Origin of the sequence: Pseudomonas sp. HLG18 (genome assembly GCF_051903985.1) — a bacterium.
GTDB classification, from domain to species: Bacteria; Pseudomonadota; Gammaproteobacteria; order Pseudomonadales; family Pseudomonadaceae; genus Aquipseudomonas; species Aquipseudomonas fluorescens_BT.
Genome location: NZ_CP195831.1, coordinates 1,726,089 through 1,748,466, shown reverse-complemented (window position 1 = coordinate 1,748,466; position 22,378 = coordinate 1,726,089). Strand labels below are relative to the sequence as shown.

37 protein-coding genes and 1 pseudogene are annotated in these 22,378 nt (G+C 54.7%); 18 read left to right on the top strand and 20 right to left on the bottom strand.

The annotated features are described in order from the left end of the window. Positions 1 to 20 precede the first annotated feature (20 nt). The 6 genes from ACSPX5_RS08055 to ACSPX5_RS08030 all read right to left on the bottom strand — a co-directional run bounded on the left by ACSPX5_RS08055 (position 21) and on the right by ACSPX5_RS08030 (position 2,424). Positions 21 to 644, bottom strand: coding sequence for a putative metallopeptidase (locus ACSPX5_RS08055; RefSeq protein ID WP_439821390.1), 624 nt, complete (start codon positions 642 to 644; stop codon positions 21 to 23). A gap of 331 nt (positions 645 to 975) precedes the next feature. Further along, entirely contained in the window at positions 976 to 1,185 is a 210-nt protein-coding gene (locus ACSPX5_RS08050) for a YodC family protein (RefSeq protein ID WP_439821389.1), read from the bottom strand. A 66-nt stretch (positions 1,186 to 1,251) separates the two neighbouring features. Then, a complete protein-coding gene (locus ACSPX5_RS08045; protein ID WP_085708288.1) occupies positions 1,252 to 1,506 on the bottom strand; it encodes a hypothetical protein in 255 nt (84 codons plus the stop codon). After that, a complete protein-coding gene (locus ACSPX5_RS08040) occupies positions 1,503 to 1,691 on the bottom strand; it encodes a hypothetical protein (protein WP_439821388.1) in 189 nt (62 codons plus the stop codon). Before ACSPX5_RS08040 ends, ACSPX5_RS08045 begins: the two co-directional genes overlap by 4 nt. A gap of 53 nt (positions 1,692 to 1,744) precedes the next feature. Next, the gene (locus tag ACSPX5_RS08035; RefSeq protein ID WP_439821387.1) at positions 1,745 to 2,092 is read right to left on the bottom strand and encodes a hypothetical protein; all 348 of its coding nucleotides are present in this window, start codon (positions 2,090 to 2,092) and stop codon (positions 1,745 to 1,747) included. Continuing rightward, complete coding sequence (locus tag ACSPX5_RS08030; RefSeq protein ID WP_236192752.1) at positions 2,089 to 2,424, bottom strand: MFS transporter; 336 nt, start codon at positions 2,422 to 2,424, stop codon at positions 2,089 to 2,091. Before ACSPX5_RS08030 ends, ACSPX5_RS08035 begins: the two co-directional genes overlap by 4 nt. 100 nt (positions 2,425 to 2,524) lie before the next feature. On the opposite strand from ACSPX5_RS08030, the gene ACSPX5_RS08025 reads away from it, so the two are divergent. Together ACSPX5_RS08025 and ACSPX5_RS08020 are read left to right on the top strand one after the other, a co-directional pair. Beyond that, positions 2,525 to 2,704, top strand: a complete 180-nt coding sequence (locus ACSPX5_RS08025) for a type II toxin-antitoxin system HicA family toxin (RefSeq protein WP_167655244.1) — start codon at positions 2,525 to 2,527, stop codon at positions 2,702 to 2,704. Positions 2,705 to 2,755: 51 nt separating this feature from the next. Continuing rightward, positions 2,756 to 3,382, top strand: coding sequence for a type II toxin-antitoxin system HicB family antitoxin (locus ACSPX5_RS08020; RefSeq protein WP_439821386.1), 627 nt, complete (start codon positions 2,756 to 2,758; stop codon positions 3,380 to 3,382). A gap of 292 nt (positions 3,383 to 3,674) precedes the next feature. Here the strand turns inward: ACSPX5_RS08020 and ACSPX5_RS08015 are convergent, their stop codons facing one another. From ACSPX5_RS08015 to ACSPX5_RS07975, 9 genes are all read right to left on the bottom strand, one after another. Then, entirely contained in the window at positions 3,675 to 3,887 is a 213-nt protein-coding gene (locus ACSPX5_RS08015) for a hypothetical protein (RefSeq protein WP_439821385.1), read from the bottom strand. Between the two features lie 129 nt (positions 3,888 to 4,016). Further along, positions 4,017 to 4,712: a hypothetical protein gene (locus tag ACSPX5_RS08010; protein WP_439821384.1), complete on the bottom strand. Its 696-nt coding sequence runs from the start codon at positions 4,710 to 4,712 to the stop codon at positions 4,017 to 4,019. Further along, on the bottom strand, positions 4,709 to 5,341 hold the full coding sequence (locus ACSPX5_RS08005; protein WP_439821383.1) for a recombination protein NinG: 633 nt from the start codon (positions 5,339 to 5,341) through the stop codon (positions 4,709 to 4,711). The genes ACSPX5_RS08010 and ACSPX5_RS08005 overlap by 4 nt, the downstream gene beginning before the upstream one ends. After that, a complete protein-coding gene (locus tag ACSPX5_RS08000; protein ID WP_439821382.1) occupies positions 5,338 to 5,925 on the bottom strand; it encodes a DUF1367 family protein in 588 nt (195 codons plus the stop codon). Before ACSPX5_RS08000 ends, ACSPX5_RS08005 begins: the two co-directional genes overlap by 4 nt. Beyond that, entirely contained in the window at positions 5,918 to 6,397 is a 480-nt protein-coding gene (locus ACSPX5_RS07995; protein ID WP_439821381.1) for a hypothetical protein, read from the bottom strand. Before ACSPX5_RS07995 ends, ACSPX5_RS08000 begins: the two co-directional genes overlap by 8 nt. Then, positions 6,394 to 7,191: a hypothetical protein gene (locus ACSPX5_RS07990; RefSeq protein WP_439821380.1), complete on the bottom strand. Its 798-nt coding sequence runs from the start codon at positions 7,189 to 7,191 to the stop codon at positions 6,394 to 6,396. Before ACSPX5_RS07990 ends, ACSPX5_RS07995 begins: the two co-directional genes overlap by 4 nt. After that, entirely contained in the window at positions 7,178 to 8,149 is a 972-nt protein-coding gene (locus tag ACSPX5_RS07985) for a phage replication protein (protein ID WP_439821379.1), read from the bottom strand. Before ACSPX5_RS07985 ends, ACSPX5_RS07990 begins: the two co-directional genes overlap by 14 nt. A 260-nt stretch (positions 8,150 to 8,409) precedes the next feature. Next, positions 8,410 to 9,024: a hypothetical protein gene (locus tag ACSPX5_RS07980; protein ID WP_439821378.1), complete on the bottom strand. Its 615-nt coding sequence runs from the start codon at positions 9,022 to 9,024 to the stop codon at positions 8,410 to 8,412. Between the two features lie 54 nt (positions 9,025 to 9,078). Continuing rightward, positions 9,079 to 9,291 carry a transcriptional regulator gene (locus tag ACSPX5_RS07975; protein WP_439821377.1) on the bottom strand — a complete coding sequence of 71 codons (213 nt, stop codon included), beginning with the start codon at positions 9,289 to 9,291 and terminating at the stop codon, positions 9,079 to 9,081. On the opposite strand from ACSPX5_RS07975, the gene ACSPX5_RS07970 reads away from it, so the two are divergent. Genes ACSPX5_RS07970 through ACSPX5_RS07960 form a run of 3 tightly spaced genes read left to right on the top strand, consistent with a single transcriptional unit; the run spans position 9,292 to position 11,868 of the window. After that, positions 9,292 to 10,161, top strand: a complete 870-nt coding sequence (locus ACSPX5_RS07970) for a S24 family peptidase (RefSeq protein WP_439821376.1) — start codon at positions 9,292 to 9,294, stop codon at positions 10,159 to 10,161. It abuts the gene before it with no gap. Positions 10,162 to 10,214: 53 nt separating this feature from the next. Next, the gene (locus tag ACSPX5_RS07965) at positions 10,215 to 11,189 is read left to right on the top strand and encodes a hypothetical protein (RefSeq protein ID WP_439821375.1); all 975 of its coding nucleotides are present in this window, start codon (positions 10,215 to 10,217) and stop codon (positions 11,187 to 11,189) included. After that, positions 11,176 to 11,868, top strand: coding sequence for an HIRAN domain-containing protein (locus tag ACSPX5_RS07960; RefSeq protein WP_439821374.1), 693 nt, complete (start codon positions 11,176 to 11,178; stop codon positions 11,866 to 11,868). The genes ACSPX5_RS07965 and ACSPX5_RS07960 overlap by 14 nt, the downstream gene beginning before the upstream one ends. 44 nt (positions 11,869 to 11,912) lie before the next feature. Here the strand turns inward: ACSPX5_RS07960 and ACSPX5_RS07955 are convergent, their stop codons facing one another. Next, a complete protein-coding gene (locus ACSPX5_RS07955; protein ID WP_439821373.1) occupies positions 11,913 to 12,134 on the bottom strand; it encodes a hypothetical protein in 222 nt (73 codons plus the stop codon). A gap of 142 nt (positions 12,135 to 12,276) precedes the next feature. Here ACSPX5_RS07955 and ACSPX5_RS07950 point away from each other — a divergent pair, with 142 nt between their 5' ends. Continuing rightward, complete coding sequence (locus tag ACSPX5_RS07950; RefSeq protein ID WP_439821372.1) at positions 12,277 to 12,642, top strand: hypothetical protein; 366 nt, start codon at positions 12,277 to 12,279, stop codon at positions 12,640 to 12,642. A 911-nt stretch (positions 12,643 to 13,553) separates the two neighbouring features. Here the strand turns inward: ACSPX5_RS07950 and ACSPX5_RS07945 are convergent. Continuing rightward, entirely contained in the window at positions 13,554 to 13,742 is a 189-nt protein-coding gene (locus ACSPX5_RS07945; protein WP_016773976.1) for a YceK/YidQ family lipoprotein, read from the bottom strand. A 225-nt stretch (positions 13,743 to 13,967) separates the two neighbouring features. On the opposite strand from ACSPX5_RS07945, the gene ACSPX5_RS07940 reads away from it, so the two are divergent. The 6 genes from ACSPX5_RS07940 to ACSPX5_RS07915 all read left to right on the top strand — a co-directional run bounded on the left by ACSPX5_RS07940 (position 13,968) and on the right by ACSPX5_RS07915 (position 16,620). Beyond that, positions 13,968 to 14,372: a hypothetical protein gene (locus ACSPX5_RS07940; RefSeq protein ID WP_439821371.1), complete on the top strand. Its 405-nt coding sequence runs from the start codon at positions 13,968 to 13,970 to the stop codon at positions 14,370 to 14,372. Continuing rightward, positions 14,369 to 14,560 (top strand): hypothetical protein, encoded by a 192-nt coding sequence (locus ACSPX5_RS07935; protein ID WP_439821370.1) that lies wholly within the window; start codon positions 14,369 to 14,371, stop codon positions 14,558 to 14,560. The genes ACSPX5_RS07940 and ACSPX5_RS07935 overlap by 4 nt, the downstream gene beginning before the upstream one ends. Next, positions 14,557 to 14,751 carry a hypothetical protein gene (locus tag ACSPX5_RS07930; protein WP_119428319.1) on the top strand — a complete coding sequence of 65 codons (195 nt, stop codon included), beginning with the start codon at positions 14,557 to 14,559 and terminating at the stop codon, positions 14,749 to 14,751. Before ACSPX5_RS07935 ends, ACSPX5_RS07930 begins: the two co-directional genes overlap by 4 nt. Before the next feature lie 157 nt (positions 14,752 to 14,908). After that, complete coding sequence (locus tag ACSPX5_RS07925; RefSeq protein ID WP_439821369.1) at positions 14,909 to 15,655, top strand: hypothetical protein; 747 nt, start codon at positions 14,909 to 14,911, stop codon at positions 15,653 to 15,655. Further along, positions 15,652 to 16,215, top strand: a complete 564-nt coding sequence (locus ACSPX5_RS07920) for a siphovirus Gp157 family protein (protein WP_439821368.1) — start codon at positions 15,652 to 15,654, stop codon at positions 16,213 to 16,215. Before ACSPX5_RS07925 ends, ACSPX5_RS07920 begins: the two co-directional genes overlap by 4 nt. A 93-nt stretch (positions 16,216 to 16,308) precedes the next feature. Further along, complete coding sequence (locus ACSPX5_RS07915; RefSeq protein ID WP_439821367.1) at positions 16,309 to 16,620, top strand: hypothetical protein; 312 nt, start codon at positions 16,309 to 16,311, stop codon at positions 16,618 to 16,620. A gap of 4 nt (positions 16,621 to 16,624) precedes the next feature. Here ACSPX5_RS07915 and ACSPX5_RS07910 read toward each other — a convergent pair whose 3' ends face one another. Beyond that, on the bottom strand, positions 16,625 to 17,464 hold the full coding sequence (locus ACSPX5_RS07910; protein ID WP_439821366.1) for a hypothetical protein: 840 nt from the start codon (positions 17,462 to 17,464) through the stop codon (positions 16,625 to 16,627). Between the two features lie 100 nt (positions 17,465 to 17,564). Between ACSPX5_RS07910 and ACSPX5_RS07905 the strand changes: the two genes are divergently transcribed. The 4 genes and pseudogenes from ACSPX5_RS07905 to ACSPX5_RS07890 all read left to right on the top strand — a co-directional run bounded on the left by ACSPX5_RS07905 (position 17,565) and on the right by ACSPX5_RS07890 (position 19,262). Then, entirely contained in the window at positions 17,565 to 17,768 is a 204-nt protein-coding gene (locus ACSPX5_RS07905; protein ID WP_439821365.1) for a hypothetical protein, read from the top strand. Between the two features lie 25 nt (positions 17,769 to 17,793). Next, positions 17,794 to 17,964 carry a hypothetical protein gene (locus ACSPX5_RS07900; protein ID WP_439821364.1) on the top strand — a complete coding sequence of 57 codons (171 nt, stop codon included), beginning with the start codon at positions 17,794 to 17,796 and terminating at the stop codon, positions 17,962 to 17,964. 353 nt (positions 17,965 to 18,317) lie between these two features. Beyond that, positions 18,318 to 18,971: pseudogene (locus ACSPX5_RS07895) on the top strand (DNA cytosine methyltransferase); the annotation flags it as partial. 81 nt (positions 18,972 to 19,052) lie between these two features. Next, complete coding sequence (locus tag ACSPX5_RS07890) at positions 19,053 to 19,262, top strand: DNA cytosine methyltransferase (protein WP_439822013.1); 210 nt, start codon at positions 19,053 to 19,055, stop codon at positions 19,260 to 19,262. On the opposite strand, the gene ACSPX5_RS07885 is transcribed toward ACSPX5_RS07890, so the two are convergent. Further along, on the bottom strand, positions 19,237 to 20,055 hold the full coding sequence (locus tag ACSPX5_RS07885; protein WP_439821363.1) for an HNH endonuclease: 819 nt from the start codon (positions 20,053 to 20,055) through the stop codon (positions 19,237 to 19,239). The genes ACSPX5_RS07890 and ACSPX5_RS07885 overlap by 26 nt on opposite strands. 46 nt (positions 20,056 to 20,101) lie before the next feature. On the opposite strand from ACSPX5_RS07885, the gene ACSPX5_RS07880 reads away from it, so the two are divergent. After that, positions 20,102 to 20,722, top strand: coding sequence for a hypothetical protein (locus tag ACSPX5_RS07880; protein ID WP_439821362.1), 621 nt, complete (start codon positions 20,102 to 20,104; stop codon positions 20,720 to 20,722). 172 nt (positions 20,723 to 20,894) lie between these two features. Here ACSPX5_RS07880 and ACSPX5_RS07875 read toward each other — a convergent pair whose 3' ends face one another. Next, positions 20,895 to 21,611 (bottom strand): hypothetical protein, encoded by a 717-nt coding sequence (locus ACSPX5_RS07875; protein WP_439821361.1) that lies wholly within the window; start codon positions 21,609 to 21,611, stop codon positions 20,895 to 20,897. Positions 21,612 to 22,040: 429 nt separating this feature from the next. On the opposite strand from ACSPX5_RS07875, the gene ACSPX5_RS07870 reads away from it, so the two are divergent. After that, on the top strand, positions 22,041 to 22,310 hold the full coding sequence (locus ACSPX5_RS07870) for a hypothetical protein (protein ID WP_439822012.1): 270 nt from the start codon (positions 22,041 to 22,043) through the stop codon (positions 22,308 to 22,310). Positions 22,311 to 22,378 lie beyond the last annotated feature (68 nt).

Genomic DNA, 22,378 nt, shown 5'->3' with positions numbered 1-22,378 from the left:
CGTCAAGGTCCTGTCAAGGATCAGGCCAGCTTGAGCAGACAGGTTCCGCAAGCCCTCGATATGTTCAGTTTCCCCACCTCGGCGGGTTTATTTGCAGCATCCACCAACGCTTGAACGTCAGGGCTTGCCCCGTAGCGGCGGACGACACCGACGAACTCTTCAACGTCGTGTCCGCGCATCTCGAGCTTGGGCAATCCGTCTTGGGTGAAAGCTGGCTGACCGTACTTATCGGTCGCTTGAGCTATGTGATACAGCTCATGTTCGACTAAGGCGCAGAAGTCAGCATCAGAACACTGGGCACAGTAGTCGGCGGCCAGGGTGATGATGAAGTCCGGCACATCGCCGAACCAATCACGCATCTGCTGTTCCATCCGGGCCTTCTGCCAGCCACCGGCGCGGAACGCTACCTGTTCAGCCTGGCCCACCACCGTGCGTCCCTTCTTCGTAAACGCAGAAGACGCCCACATCACACGAATGTCCGCATCGATCAGATGGGCATGCTCTTCGTTGTGGATGCTGCCGGTATCGGAAAGGATCTCGGCTTGGAGCCATTCCCACACTTCGGGCGCGGGGATCAGGCGGATACCAAAGTTGGATATCTCTGACAGCTCGACCAGCGACGCGGGAGGAAGCGGCCGATTCATACCAGAAGAACCTTCTCAATTCAGAGTTCGCCCCCAAAAGGGGGGCAGATTGCCCGCCAATATGCGAACCAGCCGGGGCCTAATGAGCGCTCATTAACCAACGAGGTTCACAGGATGAAAAACACGATTTACTTAGTACTCGCAGTAGCAGTCGTCATTTTCATGATTGCTCCGGAATGCTTAGAGCCTGGGATTGTTGCTTGCCTGCTCAGTAAGCCATGACGTTTGCAATCTCGGCTGGGTAGGCTCGTTCGATTGCCTCCCAGTCGGGTTGCTTGATTGTCATTAGAACTCCAGATACAAAAAAGCCCCGCACTTGGCGGGGCTTCTCTCACGACAGTTTTGGCAATGTTTCAATGCGCTCCAACACTTCAACGTCGTACCACTTTTCCATTGGTTTATCGCCATCAAACCACTGGCAGAAAGCATTCGTTGATTCAGGCACATTAAAAATTGGCTTTTGGTATTTGATCTCAGCAACAGTCATTGCGGGACCGCCACTTTTTAGAGCGACCACGTCTGATTTAGCGATACTGGACATCTCACAGCTCCTTTGTTGGGTTGTTCACCGACATGGGGGCCATACAATGTCATTTCAATAGCACACCTACCCTTCCCCTCCATCTAGCAGTACATCAATCAGCTTCTGCTCGCCCAGCCGCATTGCACCCAAGCACTGCAGGTCGTCGCACTTGGGCCCGAGACCGAACACCGTCACTTCGCCTTTCGGCCCCATGAGGGTCAGCGCGCCTACCGTGCATTCCGGATGCACGCCGGCATCAAGATCATCAGCGATCTTGCGCAGGGTCTTGGCGGCGTCGCGCCAGTCCTCCCTCTTAAACTCAACAAGCTTCGCGGTCATGCCGTCACCCCGTGGAGCCACTCTTCAATGATACGGCGCAGAACCGGTTCGCTGAGGATGGCTGATGGTTTGTCGCCGGCGATCACTGAGCGCACTAGGTCGCAGGGAATCACATGGACACCACCATCAACCGTCACCGTCAGGTGCGGACGATGATCAGCGATATCGTGGATTTCTGCGGTCATGTCTTGCCCCGGTGTCGCGACACAATTTGCTGATTCGCGAAACGTGTCGCGACTTACTTGGATCGACGCTCGATCCCGCCCGGCGCATTGTCACAGCGCAGGCAGTGCTCGCAGTTCAGCGTCCGGCAGAGCCAGCCCTTCACCCGCAGCCACCAGATGACCATGAAGATGTGGCGCATACCGGCCAGGGCCAGCGAAACGTGCAGCGTGATCCCGGCGGTGGTCGGCCCCATCATGAAGATGTTCTGCTCCCGGCTCATCACAACGAACCCGCTGATGGCGATCGCCGAATAGATCAGCTTGCCGATGACGCCGTCCCGCACTCTCCCGCTCAGAACACACCAGGTCGCCCAGAAGGCAATCAAGCCGCAGGCGATGGAGTTGATCAGTTCAAGATTCATGGGTTGCCTCCCCCGAACCGCTGGCGAATAAGCGCCCAGAGGTCAGCGGCTTTGATGGCTCGGTTGATGGCCGCGAGCAGCGATCCGCCGAAGGTGCCGAGCAGGAAGCCAATGCCCGCGACGATCTTCGGCTCGGTCACACCCAGATAGGTGCTGACCATGCTCGTCAGGTACAGCGAGCAAGCGATGCCGGTGATGAGGAAGATCATCCAGGCGCGCCAGTCGGCCAGGTCGTCCTTGTGCCACCAGCTTGCGACGACAGCGCCGACCAGTCCTGCGATCAGCAATTCAAACCTGTCGATCTTGTCGAGCAGGCGCTGCAAATACTCCATGCGCTCGACTCCGTGTGCATGATTAACGAAATAAAACATTTTTGTTGTATTAACACATAAATGTTGTAAGATTGCCTCATCCAAATAACGAGGCGAGGTGATGAAGTTCAGCGAGTTCAGACGATGGTTGAAGGCCCAAGGGGTGATCTTCGAAGCCGGCAAAGGAAGCCACTTCAAAGTCACCGCCCCAAACGGCAACAGGACAACCTTCGCGGATCACGGCTCCAAGGAAATGCCGGAACCGACCCGCAAGGCGATCATTAAACAACTGGGGCTCTGAGAGCCCCTTCACCACATCTGAATGCTGAGCGATCACCTCCAAGGAGTGACCATGTACAACTACGCAATCCGATTTGAGCAAGACGCGACAGGCGTTGCTGTTTTCTGCCGAGACCTGCCAGAGCTGAATAGCTTCGGCGATGATCTCAAACATGCAATCAGCGAGGCAGACGACGCTATCGCTACCACGCTTTCGCTGTATGTCGATCAGCGTAGATCCATTCCAGAAGCGTCTCAGCCGGAGGACGGAGAGCACGTTGTGTCTGCGTCAGCCGTTACCGTTGCGAAGATCGCTTTGTGGAACGCCATGATGAGCCGCGATATGCGCAAGGCTGACTTGTGCCGCTTGCTCGGTGTGCACCAGGCACAGGGCGATCGTCTGGTGGACTTCCTTCACACGTCTAAGATCGAACAACTGGAGGTCGCCTTGAAAGCTTTAAACTTACGACTCTCTGTAGAGGCTCAGCCGTACTACACCAACTACAAAATCTTCTACACTCAACACGGTGCAGGTCGATCCTTTAATTGCCTCAGAAACGATCAGGTAGCCACCAATGATGCATGGATGATTCTTCTGGCAGGGCTAAAACTTGAGGTTCCAAAAGACTTGGAAAGGCCCTCACCGAAACTGGTCTGCCAAGCAAATGGTATTACTGAGGCAGTCATCGTCGCGGCTTGACCGATGTACAAGCGGTTACAGAGGCCCTGAATAGGTGCGCGCGTCTTTCCGCGCTGTCCGCCAAAGGCCTTCTCAACGTCGACGCCCCATTGCATCGATCTCGCTGATCCAGTCTCGCGCCACCCCGAAAGCAATGTGAGGTCAAGGTGCGCGGGCTGCCGGTGTTTTTCAGATGCATCGCACTACCGGCCAACGACGTCCAGGCCTTCCCGAGGGCTGCCCTGGCTACAGGTAAATTCGAGGCATAAAAAAACCCGGCTTGGAGGCCGGGCTTAGTCGAGGCTGGAAAGCCTCAGATGGAGCGGGGAACTGCACCAGCAGCGATGCAGCTACACCAGATGGCGGATACCACGGTTGCAACAGGCTTGAGAAACAGCGCGGTGAAACTTTGGAATTCGATCATCTTACTACCCTCGTCCGCGAGCGAAATAACTGTCGCGGTCAGCATTTCTGGAGTTGTGTAAAGCACGGTCATGAAGACCGCCATAACAAACAGCAATGCCATCTGGGTAGCTGTGAGAGCCGCCGGAATCGAACCGTTCGCCCCCCGAAGCTATTTCGTCACTCCTCACACACGCAGGAATGACAGGATGGAGTTAATTTCGCTCATCCGCTCAATGATGTCAACAGGCGATCACGCAGCCTGTTCAATCAGCAGGCCTTCACCTTCCAAAATGTCGGCGGCGTGCGCCAGCGCCTCGTTGACCAGGTCGTCAGCAGCCTTGCCGATATCCTGCCGCCACCGGCGCCGCGTCGACTCCGGAGTGCCGTCGTTGTCCCAGGTATTCATGTCGTAGAAGCTGTCTTTCAGGACGATCATGTCAGCAGATCGGGATTCGTCTTTCTTCGCCTTGGCCTGCCCGGCTGCAACAGCTGCCTTCACCATCGACTCCCGACGCCACTCCGGCGCATCGAGCGGGATCTCGACGGATACGGACGTCGCCACCTTCGGCCGTGCGCCTTTGAGCTGAGGGATAGCCCAGGCTGTGGTCGCCTTGTACAGAAACAGCTTCGGTGCCGGAGTCCTAATGAGAGCCTGCAATGCGGAGATGGCCTGCACCTTGCGCCCCTTGTGGGTGCTGTACTTCGCCAAGAGCGCATCCCAGTGCTTTTTCTCAAGCGCGCTGTGAAGCCTGGCGGATACCCAGCAGTCAACTTCCCTGCGATCCATGGCGTCGGCACCACGCGAACGAACCAGTGTCGCCAGGTCGCCGCCCTCTTCTTCGTCGACAGAGTTGTACAGCTTCTGCCATGCCTGTGTGCTGGTGTTGTCGATAGCCTCGGCCGCGAGGGCGGAGACAACTGCGTTCAGAACGCTTGGATAGATCATGATGCTGCCCTCTTCAGTTCGCGGGTCTTGGCCCGGTATTCAGCCTTGATGGTTTTGATTTCTTCCACGGTGTACTTGCGGGGCTCATGAGGCCCTTCCAGCCAAGCCACGGCTTCGGCGCCGACGCGCAACACCAGCCGGATCCGGTACTCGACCGCGTTACCGGACAGGTTGCGGTTGCACTTCACGCACTGGCGGTGGATGTTCAGCGGTTCGAAGCGCAGTTCCGGGCAGGCCCCGACGGATCGGTAGTGGCCGGCGTCCCAGCGGCTGCCGGTCATCAGATCGCTGTCGTTCGGCATCGAGTCGCAGCTGATGCACGGCAGGTGCGCGTCACGCAGGCGAACGTACTCGTTCACGGCGGCCTGGGCTTCGCGCAGGTGATCCGCCCTGCTCTTCAGCTTCTCCTTGCGGACCTTGATCTCGCGGCGCCCCAAATCCGCCAAGGCCTTGCGAGCTGTTGCCTGCCCCTTCTCTGACTGACCGTGAGCGATGGCGCATTCGATCTCCCCGCATACAGCCTGCGTGTCGCGAGCTGGAGTAAACATCACCCGGCAGGATGGGCAGCGTTTTCGCCGTGGAGCGCCAGACCTGAGCGGGGTTTTGCGCTGGAGTGGAGTGCGCTTCATGCGTAGCTCCCGATCTGGTCAGCAGCACTCAGGGCCGCGTCTTCGGTTTCAAAGTGCGCGGACAGTACAAGGCGCCAGCAGGCGTTGAACACGTCGCGGTAAAGCGGCTCAAAGGCCGTGTCGTCCATATTTGCCCAACTGATCGACTTGGCCTCCTTGCGCACACCGTCAGGAGTTCGCACCAAGTGGAAATGACCGGCTTCGATCGTCACCCACTCCCGGAATGCCTCGCGAGACTTGTCCACGGCCGGGAAGCGTTCGGCCCGCTCGGTTTCGAGCTGGGCAATGTAGGAGTCAACGGCATGCGACAACTGCCCGGGCTTGCCGCTGGCAGCTTCGAAGAACTTGGCCAGCCCACGGATGCCACGCATTTCCTGACGCGGGACCAGACCGCCAACCGGCTCCCAGTATTCCCACGCCAGATCCAGCATCGAGAAGAATTTGCCATGGAACTTGGCGTTGCGCATCTTCGTAAATTTGCCGTGGATGACCTGGCCGAGCTTCCACTTCTGGGTTACTTCACGGTCGGCCTCAGTGGCTGGAACCAGGCCTTGCGCAGTGCGGATAAGGGCGAGCTCAGCCATGCTCCACCCCATTGATCACAGTTTTTTCGTTGCATAAAATCTGCTCACCAGCCTCATGCGCGCGCGAACCTTTCGGAAGTCTGAGCGAAAGCGAGAGGCTGGATTCTGTTCCTTCCCCGCCCGCTCGACTGCCAGGGGAATGCTCAAGCTCTCCAACCACTTCGCACGCTATGGCAAACGCTGGCTCGCCCAAGCGAGTCGATTGCATGATGCGGGTCATGCCTTCGAGCAAAGCGTCGTTCTGTTCCTGCAACTGGCCAGCGCCCCGCTGCAAAGCGTCAACCTGCCCGCGCAGCGCGACGTTCTCCGCGTTGACGTGGCTGAACTGCGAGGCGATGTGTTCTTCCAGCGACACCTGATCACGCTGCCAGTCGATCTCATCGTGGAAATAGCCAAAGCGCTCGCAAAGGCTGCGGTGGAAGTTTTTGAAGCTGGCCTCAGCTTGCTGTTTCTGGTCATTGATATCGGTCATTGAGCCGCGCTCCCTGCTTTCAATTGTTCGGCCTGCTGAATGAGCAGCGCCCGGCGATCCGCCAGCTCGTTGGCTGCCAGAATTCGCAGTTCTGTTTTTTTCTCGGTCGATGCTTTGCGCATGGCGAGCATTGAGTCCTTCACCGCGGCGAGCTTCTCCCGCAGTTTTGGCGAAGGCCGCGCAACTTCGCCGGTGAGCAGCGCAACGACGGCCCTACCGTCTTCAGTGACCGGAGCGACACTCAAGTCGGCCAGGTACTGCTGGGCGCGCTCTTGCGGGATCCGCTGCATCTGCACAGCCTTGGTGATCGCCTGTGTGCGGCGGTTGGCGTCGAAGCCAACAGATACGTGCCAGTTCACCTGTTTGTTGTCCTCCCGGGCCTGGCCAACCAGCCGCTCGTAAGCGCTGTTGAATGCCATGCGCGCACCAACCTTGTCGCCGGCATCGAGAACAGGTTTTGCAGCGGCAAGCGCGAGTTGAATCTCGTCGGTAAGCACCACGGTTTCGAATTCATCGTTCGTGGTCATGGCAATAGCCCAGGCCTCGTCCTTGCCCGGGCGGCCGTCGGCGGCCTGCACGCGCTGGAGAATGTCGGCCATCGCCAGCTTGCCCTTCACCTCAAAGCGGCAGGCTTTCAGTGCAGCCTTCACGGAGGGCACCGAGTAAGCGCAGAGGTCTTCGGCCATCATCGCAGCGGTGCCCGGGTTCATTTCCTGCCCCATGGCCTCGGCAGTAGCGCAGATCGCAGCGGCGAGCCCGGCGACCTGTTGATCGTTCATTTCAAAGGTACTCATTGCGCTCTCCCCCTTGGCGTTTGGCCAAGACCATTTGCGCGGCCTGCTCGGCAGCGGAGACGTTTGCCTCGGTGCGCTCCATCTGGCGGGCGGTGGTCCCGTTGATGCGTTGACCAGTCACCCACTGGGTGTGGTAGCTCTCGGCGTTGGCCAGGAGTTCGTTGAGGCTGTGGCATTTGCGCAGTACGCTGGCGTCGCTGGTTTTCAGGTAGTGAGCGGCGACGTGATGGGCGACATCAGCGCCGAGCCGGTCAACCAGTTGGCCGAGCTGTCCACCTACCTTGGCGTTCCATACCGGCCAAGTGCTGTAGCGCTTGCGGTAGGCCATGGCGTAATTCGCCCAGACCTTGAAGGTTTTGCAGGACTGGTCTTTGGGGCCAGGCATGTCAGCAGGAATCTCGACCCGTGGTGTGTCGGTGCGATCAACCACCAGCACCAGGTTGCGGGCCGGCTTGCCGGAGCCGCCCTGCAAGTCCTGACTGGTTTCCTGATTGGTATCCTGATGATTGGTATCCTGATTTGTCGGAGATTTTTCCGACCCTTGTTCGGATTTTTCTCCGACCTTGCTCGGATTTTTTTCCGAGGTAGATCGGATTTTTTTCCGACCTTCTTTCATCGGTGGGGTCGGATATTTTTCCGATCCGTCCAGCTTCTGGTTCCACTCGATCGCCTTTTCGGTGAGGCGAAACAGGGTGATGTTCGACGTGCTGGACAGCTCAATCAAACCGGCCTCTTCCAGGGCCTTCAGCATGCGGTAAGCGGTGTCCGGCTTATCAGTGAGCAGCGGTAGCTCCTCAATGATCTTTGCCTTGCTCAACGCGAAGAAGATCCCGTCGTCAGTCTTGATTGGCTTCGTCCAGCTCGGGCAGCCGTAGACGAAGGCGAACAGCAGGGCCTGCTGAGAATTCAGCCCCCACTCCAGCGCTTTCACCTGATTGATAGTGACTGTGAACTGCATGTCAGGTGTTCCTGACGTGAACGGAAAAGACAAAAGCTCGCGACACGTTTTGAGAATTCGCAAAACGTGTCGCGACACTGTTGGGGGTATTGCTTGAATTGGGTTGGCTCTGCATAATCGGGGCTCTCTAGTTTACGAATCAGCCGACCTCGACCGTCGGCTTTTTTGTGCCTGGGCTTTCTGGGGCTGCTACTTGAGAGTGCTGACCCAAAGACCCCTTTTTTGGTGGTGAACTCAGAATTCCGCGCATGCGCGGAAAATCAGGCAAGCTTCAAATTCGGTCGGTGCTTTGCGATCAGTGCTTCAGCCTTACGGCCCAGCTCCCCTGCCCGCGCTTCAACCTGACGGCACTGCTCGGCGAACGCCGGCAGGTGCGGCAGGTCCTCTTCACACATCACCTGGTCGTCAAAAACTTCGCTACCGGTGTCGATCACATCGCCAAGCGCGCGGATCAGCGCACCGAAGCTTTTGTTGGCGCATTGGTCGCTCTGCATCTGGCGGGCGCCGATCAAACCGTGGCGTCCGGCCAGTTCGTTGATGCAGTTGTCGCGGAACTCCGGCTCCAGAGCGTTCACCCAGGATTCCTCAAGCCAAGACGGCATTTCCTGATCACCAGACAGCCAGCGCTGTACGCGTTTCAGCCAGCGGCCGGTCGCTTTCACGAACTCGCTCACGTCACCGGTCAGTTCTGGCGAATTGAAATCTGGAACTTCCTTCTTCTTGGCGCGCTCAGGAATCGACAGGTGCAGCTCACGACTCAGCGATTGCGCGAAATCGTCCTGACTCAAGCTGGTTCGGGCGATCTGGTTTGCCGCGTGCGCCACCAGCACTTGGTCACGGGTTTGGGCGCTATGTCTTGGACTGGACGTTTCCATGGGGACCCGCTCTCTTTTAATCTGGCTTCAACGGATTGGCTTTATGGGTCGAACTTACGAAGCGTTCTTCCACTGGATATCCGGAAGGCACTCTTGCCGAGTCACCTTCCCGCCTGTTGCGTGTTCAATTTCAATGGCGCGCTCCGCAGTGATGGAGCGGTCGCCAGAGATCAAACGAGAGAGGTAGCTCGCCGGAATGCCGAGGCTCAGGGCGAGGCGTTTTCTTCCGCCGCGCGGAAGCTGCTTTGCGTACGTGGGGAAGTCCATATGAATTTACCTTCTGGTTCATTTATGCGCGAATTTACCATAAATGTTTACCAAGTAAAGGTAATTTCCCCAAAGGGAAATAAAGGTTCTAATGAGAAGATGGAAATCAAAGACATACGCAGAGCCAGAGTTCGCCAGATCATTGATCGCGACTTCGGCGGAAAAGACGCTAACTTCGCCGCCCGCGTGGATAAGCAGCCGTCCTATATCTCCCGGCTGTTCACCGACAAGGCCGAGCATCTTCGGAATATCGGGGAGAAAATGGCGCGCGACTTTGAAATGAAGTGCGGACTCGCTCCTGGCTCCCTTGATCGCCCCTTGAGCGAGGGTGAGCTATCCGCAGCATCGGTGTCTGGTGCTGCCAAGCCGAGGATTCAAGTCGAGATCCCTCTGTCCTCCATCGAGACCTGGGACGACGAGACCCCGCTTGATGATGACGAGGTCTACGTCCCCTTCCTTCACGAAGTCGAGCTGGCGGCCGGATCAGGCAGGTTCGCGATCGAGGAAAACGCCAACTCACGTCTGCGCTTCAACAAAAAGGATTTGCGCCAAAATGGCGTTCAATTCAGCAACGCGAAGTGTGTGAAGGTCGGCGGGAACAGCATGATGCCCGTGCTGCGCGACGGCGCCACGGTTGGTGTGAACGTTGGCAAGAACTCACTGAGCGACATCGTCGACGGCGAGATGTACGCCATCAACCACAACGGGCAGCTTCGCGTGAAGCAGGTTTATCGGATCCCTACCGGGCTACGCCTGCGCAGTTTCAACCGGGATGAGCATCCAGACGAGGACTACACGTTTCAGCAGATCCAGGAGCAACAGATCTCGATTCTGGGGCATGTGTTCTGGTGGGCGATGTATTCACGTTAATCCAAACCAATTAACCCTCCTACCTGTAGGTAGTTGTTCAAGGATGAATGTCATTGCCTATTCAGCTAAACCCTATCGATATTGCTGACTGGCGGCGCCACGGTGAGTTCTCGGAAGCATATCCAGAGGGAGCCAGGCCGAAACGAATTGTGGTATCGCCGCACGACCCTGTCCAAGAGGTCATCGTTCCAGATTGGCAATATATGTTCAAACTGTCAGATGAGAAATATCCGGAACAATATTGGGCGGAACTTATTGCATATCAAATTGGGCTACTCCTCAAAATAGAAGTACCGCCAGCGCATGCTGCATTTGACTCAATGACCGGTGAGTGCGGCTCGTTAAGCGAATGGTTTTATGCACCTGGAGAAGACGTATTTTTCGCAGCCGGATACTTTTTCTATAGAGAAATACGAAACTTCGACAAGGATAAAGGAACACAGCACAACCTTCTAACCGCCCAAAAACTTAGTGCGAACTTCATCAATGAAGATCAAATTTTTGATTTCTGGTCAATGCTATTATTTGACTCTCTCATTGGAAATACTGATCGCCACCAAGACAACTGGGGCTATTTGATAACATCATCCCCAAATACCAAAAGTGTTGCTCGACGAAAAGGAGAGCAATACGGCGTTAGATTAAAATTTGCACCATGGTTCGACAATGGAACTAGCTTAGGCTACCAGATAATAGAACGTAAATTCTCACAGTGGGATGATGTGCGGCTCGACAACTTCATTACAAAAGGCACTCACCACATAAGATGGGCACCAGACAATTTAACTCAGGTTGGCCATCTAGAATCGATGGACTTCATTTCGAAATACAACCCCGCTGTGAGAGCTCTATTATTAAGAAAGCTCAAGCAATTTGACATCTTACGCTTCAAAGAAATGATGGATAGATTGGTTGACCTACCAATGCCGCAACATGCTAGACTGAGCAGAGCAAGGGCCAATTTTGTGATCAGGCTCACCTTGAGGCGCATGAAGTTGATTACGGAAAAATTAAATGCACACCATTGATCACGTATTTGAACCAACTCGCCTATTTTTGGTCTGGACCAGTACGACCGAAGGTGTAGCACGAAATCGCCGAATAGTTGGCGAATTAGTAAAAAAAAATGACCACTGTACATTTCGTTATTTAAAAGACACACCTGACTATCACGCTGCCGTTAACGAAGGCTTTATTGGCTTTCCCGCATTCACAATTAATGGCAACGAAGAGTTTGATAACGCACTTGCGGCTTTTATGAGTCGAATTCCGCCACGAAAAAGACAAGACTTCCCTAAGTATCTCGCTCAATATGGGCTTCCTAGTAGCTTTAATGGATCCGACTTTTCTCTACTTGGATACACCGGTGCAAGACTAGCAAGTGATAGCTTCGAACTTTCCCCTGACTTATCTACTGCTTCAGCGCCAATCGATGTCGTGCTAGAAGTAAGTGGAACTCAGTACAACAAGGTACTCGGCGATATAACTGAGGGAATGCTTGTAACTTTTGTTCACGAACCGGAAAACCAACATGATAAAAATGCAATCGCAATCATGACAAGTTTTGGTCGAATTGGCTACGTAAGTAGGGCTTTAAATAAAGGATTTTCTCACTTATTGAGCCAATCTAGGGTGACAGGTACAGTCTTAAGCTCAGACCTGAGAAAAGAAAAAATTAAAATATTGATACTCGCCGAATTTAAGTAGCGAAAAAAGCCCGGCCCAACGCCGGGCTTTTTGTTCCTGCCCTCCTACGTTCCACCCTCAAGCCCTTCAGTTGCGTGAGCGAACCTCGTACCCGCCTCTCTTACAAGCTGACGCCACTCACCTGCGGTGATCAAGCCATCTTGCTCCATGGCGTCTGCCATCTTGAGCAACTCATCGTACTGCTCTTCGGCATCCATCCTGAGCTCGGGCTCCTCCAGCAGCTCGCGCCAGGCAGACAGTGCTTTTTGTTTCTCTTCTAGTCTCATGGCGATTCACCTATTGGTCTGTGAGTCGGTAGAGGCCGCACGCTACGTGGCGGTTCGATGTCGGCGACTGACGGTGCAATTAATAGTGGCGCCGAGCCATGAATGGTAGAATGTCAGAATGAATTTAAGGAGTAGCATTGGAATGATTTCCAAGTTTTTGAGTCACCGTCTTTGGGCTGCAGCTTTAGCCTTGCTCGCCTCTGGCATCCAGCAGGTACATGCCCAATCCGCCAAAGAAGATTTGGAGGAATGTAAGCGAATGGAGCATTCAGCTAAGACGGTGATGGAGTCGCGACAATCAGATGTACCCATGTCAACGCTATGGGAGATTGCTGAAGGGTCCGATAGCGAATACATCAAAGAAATGTACAAAATGCTCATTCGCAGCGCTTACGACAAGCCAAGATTTGCCGTAGAGCAAAACCAGAAAAAAGCTGTGCTAGATTTTCAGAACGACTTCTTCTCTGCGTGCATGCGTAATGCCGAAAAGAGGAAGAAGAATTCCTAAATGCTAATCCCTCGGATCAGTGCCCGCCCAGCGCGGGCTTTTTTTCGTCCAGACAAAAGCGAATCCCATCAATAATTTACCAAAAATGCGAAATTTTATTTACCTTATATTTACCATTCTGCATTGACAGGTAATTTCCAAATGGTAAATTTACCTCAAGCCAAGCGACACGGGCCCAGCAGCGAAAGCCGCGCCGCTCTTTAACAACCAGCGCCATGAACGACTACCCGGACAGTCCGGTTAGGTCACTCCCGGCTCCATCGGTGGGAGGGCAGTAAACCGATGAAAAAAACCGCACTTGCCTCTATCGGCGACCGGCGATCCGACAGGCCCGAAAGCCTGCCCACGCGCAGCCCACTGCGACGGCGGACGAGGTGTTAACCGAACTGAGTGAATGACCTGGTAAGCAGGTGCGGAGAAAAAGAAGATTTATCGATGCCGCTTTTCTGAAGCGGCATCAATCCATAGCGCAGAGCTCTCCTTGCCCTAAATCTCAGATGAAGGGGACAGGCAGGGAGCGCTCTGCGGTATGGATTGAACAATAGCCGAAGTAGAAAAAATGAATTAGCCACTTGCCCGCTCGGTCAAGAATTATGAACGCAGTAAATCTGACGAGGTGACAGCAATGACTATCCAAGCAGAGACACTCGTACAACTGACCGAGGCGCTCCAGCAGCGTGGGATGAATTTGGTCTCAGATGTCCACTTTACCCGCGCGCCCTACCGGCATAACCACCGTTGGATTTGCACCTTAGGATAACCATGCTCGTTGCCGGCGGCTCGGAATAAGACTTCATCGCCTGCCCCACTAAGAAGCGTCCCGATGAGCCTACCGGCCACCTAAAGCGCTATCCCTCCGCTGAATGGTGATTGCGCCCGGTGAGATCACATCGGTGTGGACGTATGACAGTTCAAAGGTTGCAGCTGTATTGGTATTCGAAGGGAAAAAAGACGGTATCGACTACCAAAGAAAACGGCGCGTCGATTAGTAAAAAGGGAATCAGTTTCCCTTTGGACGTACCTACCAACCACCAGTCAAATCGCACGCCGATATAGGGGCATCGGTGCTTGTCATAATCCATACGCATGGCTGTCGCCATGCACCCATTCAGACTGGCAATCAGCACCAGTAAAATTGCTCTTCGAACCACGTAACGTCCTTATTACTTCTTTGCGCAGAGCTGCATAGACGCTATCGCGTAAAGATAGTCACCCTTCGCAACACCACCCGAATGCACTCCCCTCCGCGCCCAACGGCAACCAGCGGAGCGGATGAGTGCATCCGAGTTTTGTTGGATCAACACCCCGCCCCCCTGGAGACGACCATGTCAGCTCTACGCAAGCTCATCCCGGAAGACGACTTTCTCGATACGGAGGCTGGTCAGGAGTGGCTGGCCGAGTCGGTCGACGATCTGCTGTGCCGGCGCCATATCGAAGCGCCGAATCCGGTGGGCCGAAGCAAGGTCCTGGTCAACGCTGATCACCTGCCGGAAGCGCTTGCGGATCACATGGCCGCGACCCCAGACCCAGGCCGCTGCATCGAGAAAATCCTGATCGAGTTGGTCCGGCGCGGCGACGGCGGCATCTTGCACACTTGGGCCGTCGAAGCCGTCGGCGGTGATGCGCAGATCATTCGGTCGCTCGCTGGCGACTTGGTCGCGGTGCACGCCAACGAATACCGCGATGCAAAGCGCGAAAGCGATCGCGTCGAGCAGGAGTGTGGGTTTTGAGCCCTCACATACTGATCGACAAGGCACTTGATGGTGTGACCGCTCCCTTCGCCCATGAAGAGACAGGCTTGCTCGTACAGGAGCTGATCACCCGCCTCTTCACTGACGGCGCGATCACCATCGATGAGTTCAACCACTACTGCGAGCGGCTGCGCGGCGTCTGTCAGCAGCGCAAGGAGACAGCATGAGTACGGCACCGGTTAAATCGCTGATCGATGAGCAACTCGACGACATAGAAAACAAGATCGCCTTGCTCGGCTTCGGCCTTCCCTTCAACGAGGTGATCGGTCGCAAGCGCGAGGAGTTGGTTTCGAACCTCCCGCAACGCCTGGCGCCGTCCATGAAGGGCAAACGGATCGCTGTGAAGGTCCGGCCGTGACCGGTCGCCAGCTTGCCCGTCGCGTGCTAATCCGGCGCGGTTCTTTCTCCGCCATCGGCGTCTTCACCTTCCTGATGCTGCTCAGCGCCCTCGCCGACCGCATCACTCAGTAACCCACTTCTTTCAGAGCTGCGTACTTGCGCGGCGGGAGATAGTCATGCTTGTACCCAACCTGGCCCTATGGGAGGAGGTCGAAAAAACCGACCCCAAGTTCACCAAGGAATACACCGGTCCCGGCGGTTTCACCGGTACCGCGGTAAATGCCCAGTACCTGGCTAAACGTGCCACCGAGCAGTTCGGCCCATGTGGTACTGGCTGGGGTTATGACGTGATCGAAGAGCGCTTCGATATCGGAGGCCCTCTGCTGAACAAGGACGGAACAGTGCTGGCTCACGCTCAGGTGCATACCCTCAAAGTCGCCCTTTGGTACCTAGGAGACGACGGTGAGCGCAAGACCATCACGCACTACGGGCACACCCCATTTATCACGCAGAACCGGTTTGGCATCAGCACTGATTTCGACGCTTCGAAGAAATCCCTTACCGACGCGATCGGCAAGTGCCTGAGTCAGCTTGGCTTCTCGGCCGACGTTCGCCTGGGTTTGTACGACGACATTCACTACGTCAACGAACGTCTGGGTGAAGCTGAAATCGAGCGCGCCGAGGACAAGATCGAAGCGAAGGAGCGTCTGGCAGCCGAGTACCGCGAATGGCTCTCAGAAACACTTCATCTGATTGGCACCGCGCAGTCGCTCAATGAGCTGGAGCAGCTCTACAAGTCGGCGATGCGCAAGCTGGACTTGCGCAAAACTGATCCAGATTGCGCAGCCCACAAACTCAAATTCACCCGCGCCAAGGATGCCCGCAAGGCAGACCTTGAAGACGCTATGGAAGGTGCTGCATGACTGACCTCTACAAACTGAATGCGCAGATGGCCGAACTCGCGGCGCTTGCTGACACCGACGACGAAGGGCTACGCCAGGCTATTCAAGACACCATGGACGGCATCAAGGGTGAGTTCGAAGTGAAGGCCGACAACGTCGTCATGCTGCGCCGGAACATCGAAGGTGACATCGACGCCATCGATAAGGAAGTCGACCGTCTGAACGAGCTCAAGCGCATCAAGAAAAACACTGTTGGGCAACTCAGCGATTACCTGCGCCGGAACATGGAGGCCGCAGACATCAAGTCGATCAAACGTCCGCTGTTCACGATCACTCTCGCTCTCTCGCCCGAGAAGGTCGTCGTCGACAACGAACAAGCCGTGCCCGACGAGTTTGTCTCAGTGAAGAGTGTGATCACCCCCGACAAAAAGGTGATCGCAGCCCGGCTCAAGGAAATCCGCGATCACAACAACGCTGTGCGCAAGCGCATCGAAGCCGGCGAAGACGCGGAACATGAACTGCTGCCGGAACCAGCCTGGGCTCACCTTGAGCGCGGCGAAAGCTCGATCCGGATCAAGTGAAGGAAGCAGTGAAACGAACCACCAACCGGGCGGCCACGCGCCGCCGACAGACCTGGCTGGACTTGCCGGCCAGCGGAATTGAAGAGGTAGGCCATGGCCAAGAGCAACGCACAATTGCAGAAGGACAAGCGCGCCAAGGAGAAGGCGTTGCTCGAGCGGATCGGCGCCGAGAAGCGCTCGCTGATTGTTTCGAAAGCGCTTGATGAGGCGCTTCAGATCCTCGGCGAGCGTCACAGCTTCGAGGAATGGCAGGAGACGGTGTCGACGTTCATCATCAATCTGGCCGCGGCGCCGGCGCCTGAGTCGGAACGATTCGCCAGCATGTCGCGACCGGAATTAGTCATTAAGGAAAAGTGGTCGCGGCAGCTTGAAGAGTTCGCTGCATCATCAATGCGACAACCCTGATCTACTATTTGTTGTCATCAGCAAAAAAGCCGGCAAAAAGATCGTAAACAGCCATTAAATATGCTCTAGTCATTTTCAGATATTCAACTGAATCATAGTATTCCCCATTCACCTCCAACATAACTCTTCCGTGAATATTGAAATGCCCTTCTACCTTATCTACTGGGTATTTTGTTGTAGCATCTAGCAATGTCATTCCAGAAACAATTGGATCGATACTAACTTTCAAATCTGGCGCGCCATCCGCATAAGCATCCTCCATTCGATAGTATTTAATAGAGCCATTAAAAACAATCTTCTCTTGCGCCAAAACCACAAGATTAGGAACTCTATGCTTATCGGAATTATTCAGGCCGTTTAGCAGGTACAAGGGATCACCTTCGGGAGTTCCATATTCACCCGTCCGGGTGTAGGGTTGGACGCTTTCTATTACCGCTACAACATCGGGGTGAAACATTTTCTCCACGCGCTCTTTCCAATTCTTGCCGTAAGATTTTTTATCAATACAAACAGGAAACGCAATATTCTTAATTTCTGCAGGAGGATCTAATGTTAGGCGAGCTAGAGCATAGGCCAAATTATCAAGAGAGCTGCGTAAGTTATGTACACACTCTCCAATCTGCATTGAAATATCCTCCAAAGAAAAACCTTGCAGATCTTTGACTATCAATCGATACCCCAAGCCATTTTCTTTAACTTCACTCTCAACCTTTATATCGATAGCATCAGATGCAAGATTTAAATCTTCAGCAATTTTATAAATTTGCCGCTCTGACCTTTTAATCTTCGCGTTGACCGACGCCAAGAAGTGGTGTTCGCAACAAATGAAATGATCTAAGCGCATACCTTTCTCGCTATCAGGTCCCATGCCGGGCCCAACACAAATACCCCACTTCTACGAATCACGCCAGCCGACGAGGCAGGCGTATGCCTGGAGAATGCTTATGAGCACCTTCGCTGTGTTTGGGATGACCATTGAAGTCGCCACCGCCGAGGCGCGCAAGAAAACAAGCGGCACCCGCAAGAACCTCAAGGCTCCAGGCGGCGTCGAGCCAATACCGGAGCCTGAGTGGCTTGAGATGGTTCGCAAGCGCGCCGAGAAGATCATGGGGGGGGGCTACGGTCCGCCAGCTATCGCCATTGTTTGACGCGCCGCAGTACGCCGAGCAGTTCATGGAGCTGGCTCGCAAGACTTTGCGCTGTCGTGATCTGAAGATCAGGGCAAAGGCGGTACTGACTGACGCCAAGGGAAAGCCAATCCTCAATCCGAAAACCAAGGTGCCGAAGGTTGGTTTTTCCGAGTGGCCACCGAAGCCTGTTGAGCAGCAAGAGCGGGCCGCATGACCTGCCCTCACCAATTGCGCTGAGGGCAGGACAAAACCTTACGCTTAAAAGTCAGCCTTTCTTTCCAGGTGCTGACGGAGCATTCCCTCTATTGCCTCCAGACACTCCACCCGTGGTGCTTGGCCAATTACCGCCTGGTCCGGGATGACTTGAGGGGCCTCGAGATGAGCCACCTCCTCCCTTACCCGACCCACCAGCCCCGCCCGCGCCTTTACTGCCGCCACCTTTAGACATTTTGACCTCCTTGGATATTGGAACTGCTCCTCAAGAGTAGGTCATGCAAAGCGAAACCATGCTCCGCCTGTCTGGAGCGCTCATGGTCTACTAATCACGCCAGTCGGCGAGGATCCCCTATGGAAATCACTTACGGCTCGGTCTGCTCCGGCATCGAGGCGGCAACGGTTGCTTGGAAGACGCTCGGCATGCGGGCGACCTGGTTCGCCGAGATCGAAGCCTTCCCCAGCGCGGTGCTGGCCCACCACTACCCGAACACGCCGAACCTCGGCGACATGACCAAACTCGGCGCCCAGGTGCTCGCCGGAAAGATCGCCGCACCGGACGTCCTCGTCGGCGGCACCCCGTGCCAGGCGTTCAGCGTGGCCGGCATGCGCGAAGGCCTCACCGACCCGCGCGGCGCCCTCACCATCAAATACGTGGAGCTTTCAGATGCAGTTGACTATGTTCGCGCCGGCCAGCGAAAGCCCGCCTGCGTTGTCGTCTGGGAAAACGTCCCCGGCGTCCTCAGCGATAAAGGGAACGCCTTCGGATGCTTTCTTGGCGCGCTTGCTGGGGAAGACTGCGAACTGCAGCCTTCAGGGAAGAAATGGCCGGACGCTGGTTGTGTGTATGGACCCAAAAGAACAATCGCGTGGCGGATCCTGGACGCCCAATATTTCGGCTTGGCCCAACGACGCCGCCGTGTGTTCGTTGTCGCAAGTGCTCGAGACGGATTCGATCCCACCGAGGTACTTTTTGAGCGAAAAGGCGCTCGCAGGGATCGGCCGCCGGGATGGCCGGAGAAGCTCGCAGTTCATCCTACTCTCACGGCACAAGGAGGAGGCTCTCTCGATGATCGAGAGGCATATGTACTGGAGCCCGAAGGAGTACGCCGAACCAGCGTGATCGAATGGGAGCGCTGCCAAGGCCTACCTGACAATTACACGCGGATTCCTTGGCGTGGAAGCTTGGAAAGTGCTTGTCCCGACGGGCCTCGGTACAAGGCAATTGGTAATAGTAAAGCAGTTCATGTTATTCGGTGGATAGGAGAAAGGATCATTTCGGCGTGTCACTTCCTATAGTTTGTTGTATTTTTCTTTTAATATCAGGATAGGCATCCGAGCTATTACGCATATGGACATGAACGACCGAATGGCAGTTTGCGCACAACAAGGCAAAATCATTTATAGTCACTTTAGTACTCGAAGAAAAAGTTGAAATTGCGACTTTATGATGCGCCTCGATATAATCAACGTTATATTTTGCTCGAAAATCCAAATTGCAAATTTCGCATTCAAATTTCTCACTGGATTTCAAAAGCGAAACAACCTCTTTGCTGCGCTCTGAAATCAAATGCGTTACGTACTTCTTGCCTCCCTCAACGAAGTCAGGTTCGTATTTTTCTTTAACCCTATCCCCACCAATCGCCTTTCTTCTTAACTCAACACTATCATCACCTATTTCTGAAACTTCAAATACGCCCTCAAATCTCCAAAAAGCTTTACGATCAGAAAACAGCACGACTGGATAAGAATATTGCGGCTGATTAATAAGAGACCTGTTCGCTTTTTCCGTTAAAGAAACGACACCTTTTCGAGCTTTCAGAGAATATCTGTAACGCTCCTTATCAGCCCCCACCCAGCCGTCACCGCTGTAACTTCCAGGCCGCACCTTTAGTATTACCCCCGTTAAATCCGGAAACGCCCCAACCCAATTTATCCCCTGCTGCGGCGTATTACCAATCAAAAGTTCTTTTCCGTACCAATGATCCGAACCTTCTACTTTCGATAGCCGAATCAAATCGAAAAGCTCTCTTTTTGAAATCAACCCCTCAAGATCAGCTTCTAACAAATCCAAAAAGCTTCCTTTTTTCATGATCCTCTCCATATGCAAACGAAAATTATATGTTTTAGGAGCCCGCATGCCCACAGAAAACAAAACGGCCGAGCCGCTGCTGGTTGAGCGCTCGACAGTCACGAAGCTGGTGATCACCGGCGCGCCGAGGCTTGACCCGATCACCGTGTTCCTTGAAGACTTCGGGCGCCGTAACTGCCCGACCGAGTCTGACCCGAATTACCAGACCGCCCAAGGAAAGATCACGATCAACTGCTGGGACAAGAGTTGGAGCGCCTACTGGGGTGGCATGGGGCCTCGCACGGTGGCGGAGTTCGTGGCTGATTGTGATTGGCACTATGTACTGAACTGCCTGGATCGCGGTATCAGCAGCACGCGGTTCAGCGGGAACGCGCTCCATGCATTCGCGAAAAAGTGCATTGTCCAGCGCCGTCGGCAACAGACCGGCCGTCACGACTGGGAACTGGATGAGTTGAGGAAGGGTGAAGCCCGCGAGCTCTGGAATGAGATCGATGTTCTGCGAAGCGTCGAGTCACCGAACGAATGCTGGCATCTCAGCAAGTTGCTGACCGCGCTTTTTGGTGATGAGTGGCACTACCCCGTCGGCGACAAGGCCGTCGAGGAAAACCACGAATTCACGTACCTACAGCGCATTGTCGAGGCAGTTCAGGAAGCGCTGCGGCAGTAACAACCGCAGCGAGAGGCAGCATGATCACCCTCTTCTGGCGCCTAGCCGCCAAACTCGTGGCCAGCCTTGGAATCGCCGACTATTTCATCAACCGCGCCAATCCGACACCGAAGCTTTCGCCCACATCTACCACACGATGAATCCGACAACTGTAGTTGCAAGGTAATCGCGTTTAGGCATCTATATCGTCGATGAAACCCTTATCTTCAATCACGACATAGGTATCACGACCATTTGAAGCACGCTTAGACATACCGAAAGATTGCGAGCTCGTCTGTCCGTTGATTTTTTCATAAGTCAGTTGGAGCTTCCAAACCTGGTTATAAGGTATCGGCCCCGTAGCTCTAAATCGTTGGGGAGAATCTTTTGCTAGTGAAACGACCTGAATACCTGCCAACGCAAGATTTTTGCCAATGAAGTCAGCGACTACATTTCGACAATAAGCTCCATGGTTCACTACTTCAAAAAGATCAAAGCATTCACTGCCCTGATCATCGATCCCGACATATCGAACTAGCAAAAGCGGTTCCAGTGAACGTTCATGATTTTCGAGCGCTTTTTTCTGAGCTTCGACCATGGCCGTTTGCTGCTCCACCGAAGCCTTCAACTCATCGGCCTGCATTTTCAAAGATTCAGAACTTATTCTTAACTCACGCCCTTGCTGGATGTACCCCAGAACCAACCATAAAAAAGCAAGGGGTCCAAAGACTCCGGCGGCCAGGTCACCTATCTCGTTCAGTTTCAGGAGAATTAGTTCGTCGAACTTCGCCCCTATGACCAGTATGGAACCGCCGAAATAGAAAGCTGTGGCATGTGCAGCCCACCATTCCAATTTTTTGCTGCCCCACCACTGAGCTTGCTTTGTCCAATAATCAAAAAAACGCTTCAAATGTCCACGCCCGCAATAAAAAAACCACTCTAGCAAATTTATTGACTACTAAACATCGACCTCATGGTCAGCCGCTATAGCGGCAAGGACGAAGTCATGCCTGAAGAAAATGCAATACGCCTCAACAGCGCGGCGCGGGATGTCATCGCCGAGCGTCAACGACAGGTGTCTGTCGAGGGGTATTCGCTACACCGTGACGACCTCTATGTGAATGGCGAGCTGGCCGAAGCTGGTGCAGTTTACGCAAGCCTTGCAAGAAAGCCGACAACTCGTAGCACGGCGTGGCCATGGGGCCAGGGCACATTCAAGCCAAGCGCTGATCGGCGCCGCGACATGGTCAAGGCGGCAGCGCTTCTGCTCGCAGAGATTGAGCGCATCGATCGCATTGGCCTGATCAAACACTGGCCGGTAAAACGGGATGACAACGGGATGTTCCAGCACCCCGACATGCCCGACTTCGACGAGGGTGACGGTGACAAGTGCAAAGCCTGGATTGCTGAGCAGGGCCTAACCGTGAAGATGGTAAGCCTGGAGTTCGCCGATCCAGCAATTGCCGACCGCTACTTCGAATCCCACGATCCGGATTGCAGCTACTGGGAGCCGGATCGCCCTGACGGCGAGGGCTGGTTCTGCCTGTCCATTCACGACACTGACGACGGCCCGGTCTGCTGGTGGGCACGCCGCGAGGTGACGCCATGATCTTCGCCCCGCTCTACATGGCCTACCTCATCTACAAGGGGTCGTGGCGATGAGAAAAGTCACTCGCA

Bases quoted from the DNA above. Each gene is read 5' to 3' on its own strand.
- ACSPX5_RS08055 (WP_439821390.1), bottom strand. From the start codon at position 644: ATGAATCGGCCGCTTCCTCCCGCGTCGCTGGTCGAGCTGTCAGAGATA.
- ACSPX5_RS08050 (WP_439821389.1), bottom strand. From the start codon at position 1,185: ATGTCCAGTATCGCTAAATCAGACGTGGTCGCTCTAAAAAGTGGCGGT.
- ACSPX5_RS08045 (WP_085708288.1), bottom strand. From the start codon at position 1,506: ATGACCGCGAAGCTTGTTGAGTTTAAGAGGGAGGACTGGCGCGACGCC.
- ACSPX5_RS08040 (WP_439821388.1), bottom strand. From the start codon at position 1,691: ATGACCGCAGAAATCCACGATATCGCTGATCATCGTCCGCACCTGACG.
- ACSPX5_RS08035 (WP_439821387.1), bottom strand. From the start codon at position 2,092: ATGAATCTTGAACTGATCAACTCCATCGCCTGCGGCTTGATTGCCTTC.
- ACSPX5_RS08030 (WP_236192752.1), bottom strand. From the start codon at position 2,424: ATGGAGTATTTGCAGCGCCTGCTCGACAAGATCGACAGGTTTGAATTG.
- ACSPX5_RS08025 (WP_167655244.1), top strand. From the start codon at position 2,525: ATGAAGTTCAGCGAGTTCAGACGATGGTTGAAGGCCCAAGGGGTGATC.
- ACSPX5_RS08020 (WP_439821386.1), top strand. From the start codon at position 2,756: ATGTACAACTACGCAATCCGATTTGAGCAAGACGCGACAGGCGTTGCT.
- ACSPX5_RS08015 (WP_439821385.1), bottom strand. From the start codon at position 3,887: ATGGCATTGCTGTTTGTTATGGCGGTCTTCATGACCGTGCTTTACACA.
- ACSPX5_RS08010 (WP_439821384.1), bottom strand. From the start codon at position 4,712: ATGATCTATCCAAGCGTTCTGAACGCAGTTGTCTCCGCCCTCGCGGCC.
- ACSPX5_RS08005 (WP_439821383.1), bottom strand. From the start codon at position 5,341: ATGAAGCGCACTCCACTCCAGCGCAAAACCCCGCTCAGGTCTGGCGCT.
- ACSPX5_RS08000 (WP_439821382.1), bottom strand. From the start codon at position 5,925: ATGGCTGAGCTCGCCCTTATCCGCACTGCGCAAGGCCTGGTTCCAGCC.
- ACSPX5_RS07995 (WP_439821381.1), bottom strand. From the start codon at position 6,397: ATGACCGATATCAATGACCAGAAACAGCAAGCTGAGGCCAGCTTCAAA.
- ACSPX5_RS07990 (WP_439821380.1), bottom strand. From the start codon at position 7,191: ATGAGTACCTTTGAAATGAACGATCAACAGGTCGCCGGGCTCGCCGCT.
- ACSPX5_RS07985 (WP_439821379.1), bottom strand. From the start codon at position 8,149: ATGCAGTTCACAGTCACTATCAATCAGGTGAAAGCGCTGGAGTGGGGG.
- ACSPX5_RS07980 (WP_439821378.1), bottom strand. From the start codon at position 9,024: ATGGAAACGTCCAGTCCAAGACATAGCGCCCAAACCCGTGACCAAGTG.
- ACSPX5_RS07975 (WP_439821377.1), bottom strand. From the start codon at position 9,291: ATGGACTTCCCCACGTACGCAAAGCAGCTTCCGCGCGGCGGAAGAAAA.
- ACSPX5_RS07970 (WP_439821376.1), top strand. From the start codon at position 9,292: ATGAATTTACCTTCTGGTTCATTTATGCGCGAATTTACCATAAATGTT.
- ACSPX5_RS07960 (WP_439821374.1), top strand. From the start codon at position 11,176: ATGCACACCATTGATCACGTATTTGAACCAACTCGCCTATTTTTGGTC.
- ACSPX5_RS07955 (WP_439821373.1), bottom strand. From the start codon at position 12,134: ATGAGACTAGAAGAGAAACAAAAAGCACTGTCTGCCTGGCGCGAGCTG.
- ACSPX5_RS07950 (WP_439821372.1), top strand. From the start codon at position 12,277: ATGATTTCCAAGTTTTTGAGTCACCGTCTTTGGGCTGCAGCTTTAGCC.
- ACSPX5_RS07945 (WP_016773976.1), bottom strand. From the start codon at position 13,742: ATGGCGACAGCCATGCGTATGGATTATGACAAGCACCGATGCCCCTAT.
- ACSPX5_RS07940 (WP_439821371.1), top strand. From the start codon at position 13,968: ATGTCAGCTCTACGCAAGCTCATCCCGGAAGACGACTTTCTCGATACG.
- ACSPX5_RS07930 (WP_119428319.1), top strand. From the start codon at position 14,557: ATGAGTACGGCACCGGTTAAATCGCTGATCGATGAGCAACTCGACGAC.
- ACSPX5_RS07925 (WP_439821369.1), top strand. From the start codon at position 14,909: ATGCTTGTACCCAACCTGGCCCTATGGGAGGAGGTCGAAAAAACCGAC.
- ACSPX5_RS07920 (WP_439821368.1), top strand. From the start codon at position 15,652: ATGACTGACCTCTACAAACTGAATGCGCAGATGGCCGAACTCGCGGCG.
- ACSPX5_RS07915 (WP_439821367.1), top strand. From the start codon at position 16,309: ATGGCCAAGAGCAACGCACAATTGCAGAAGGACAAGCGCGCCAAGGAG.
- ACSPX5_RS07910 (WP_439821366.1), bottom strand. From the start codon at position 17,464: ATGCGCTTAGATCATTTCATTTGTTGCGAACACCACTTCTTGGCGTCG.
- ACSPX5_RS07905 (WP_439821365.1), top strand. From the start codon at position 17,565: ATGAGCACCTTCGCTGTGTTTGGGATGACCATTGAAGTCGCCACCGCC.
- ACSPX5_RS07900 (WP_439821364.1), top strand. From the start codon at position 17,794: ATGGAGCTGGCTCGCAAGACTTTGCGCTGTCGTGATCTGAAGATCAGG.
- ACSPX5_RS07885 (WP_439821363.1), bottom strand. From the start codon at position 20,055: ATGAAAAAAGGAAGCTTTTTGGATTTGTTAGAAGCTGATCTTGAGGGG.
- ACSPX5_RS07880 (WP_439821362.1), top strand. From the start codon at position 20,102: ATGCCCACAGAAAACAAAACGGCCGAGCCGCTGCTGGTTGAGCGCTCG.
- ACSPX5_RS07870 (WP_439822012.1), top strand. From the start codon at position 22,041: ATGTTCCAGCACCCCGACATGCCCGACTTCGACGAGGGTGACGGTGAC.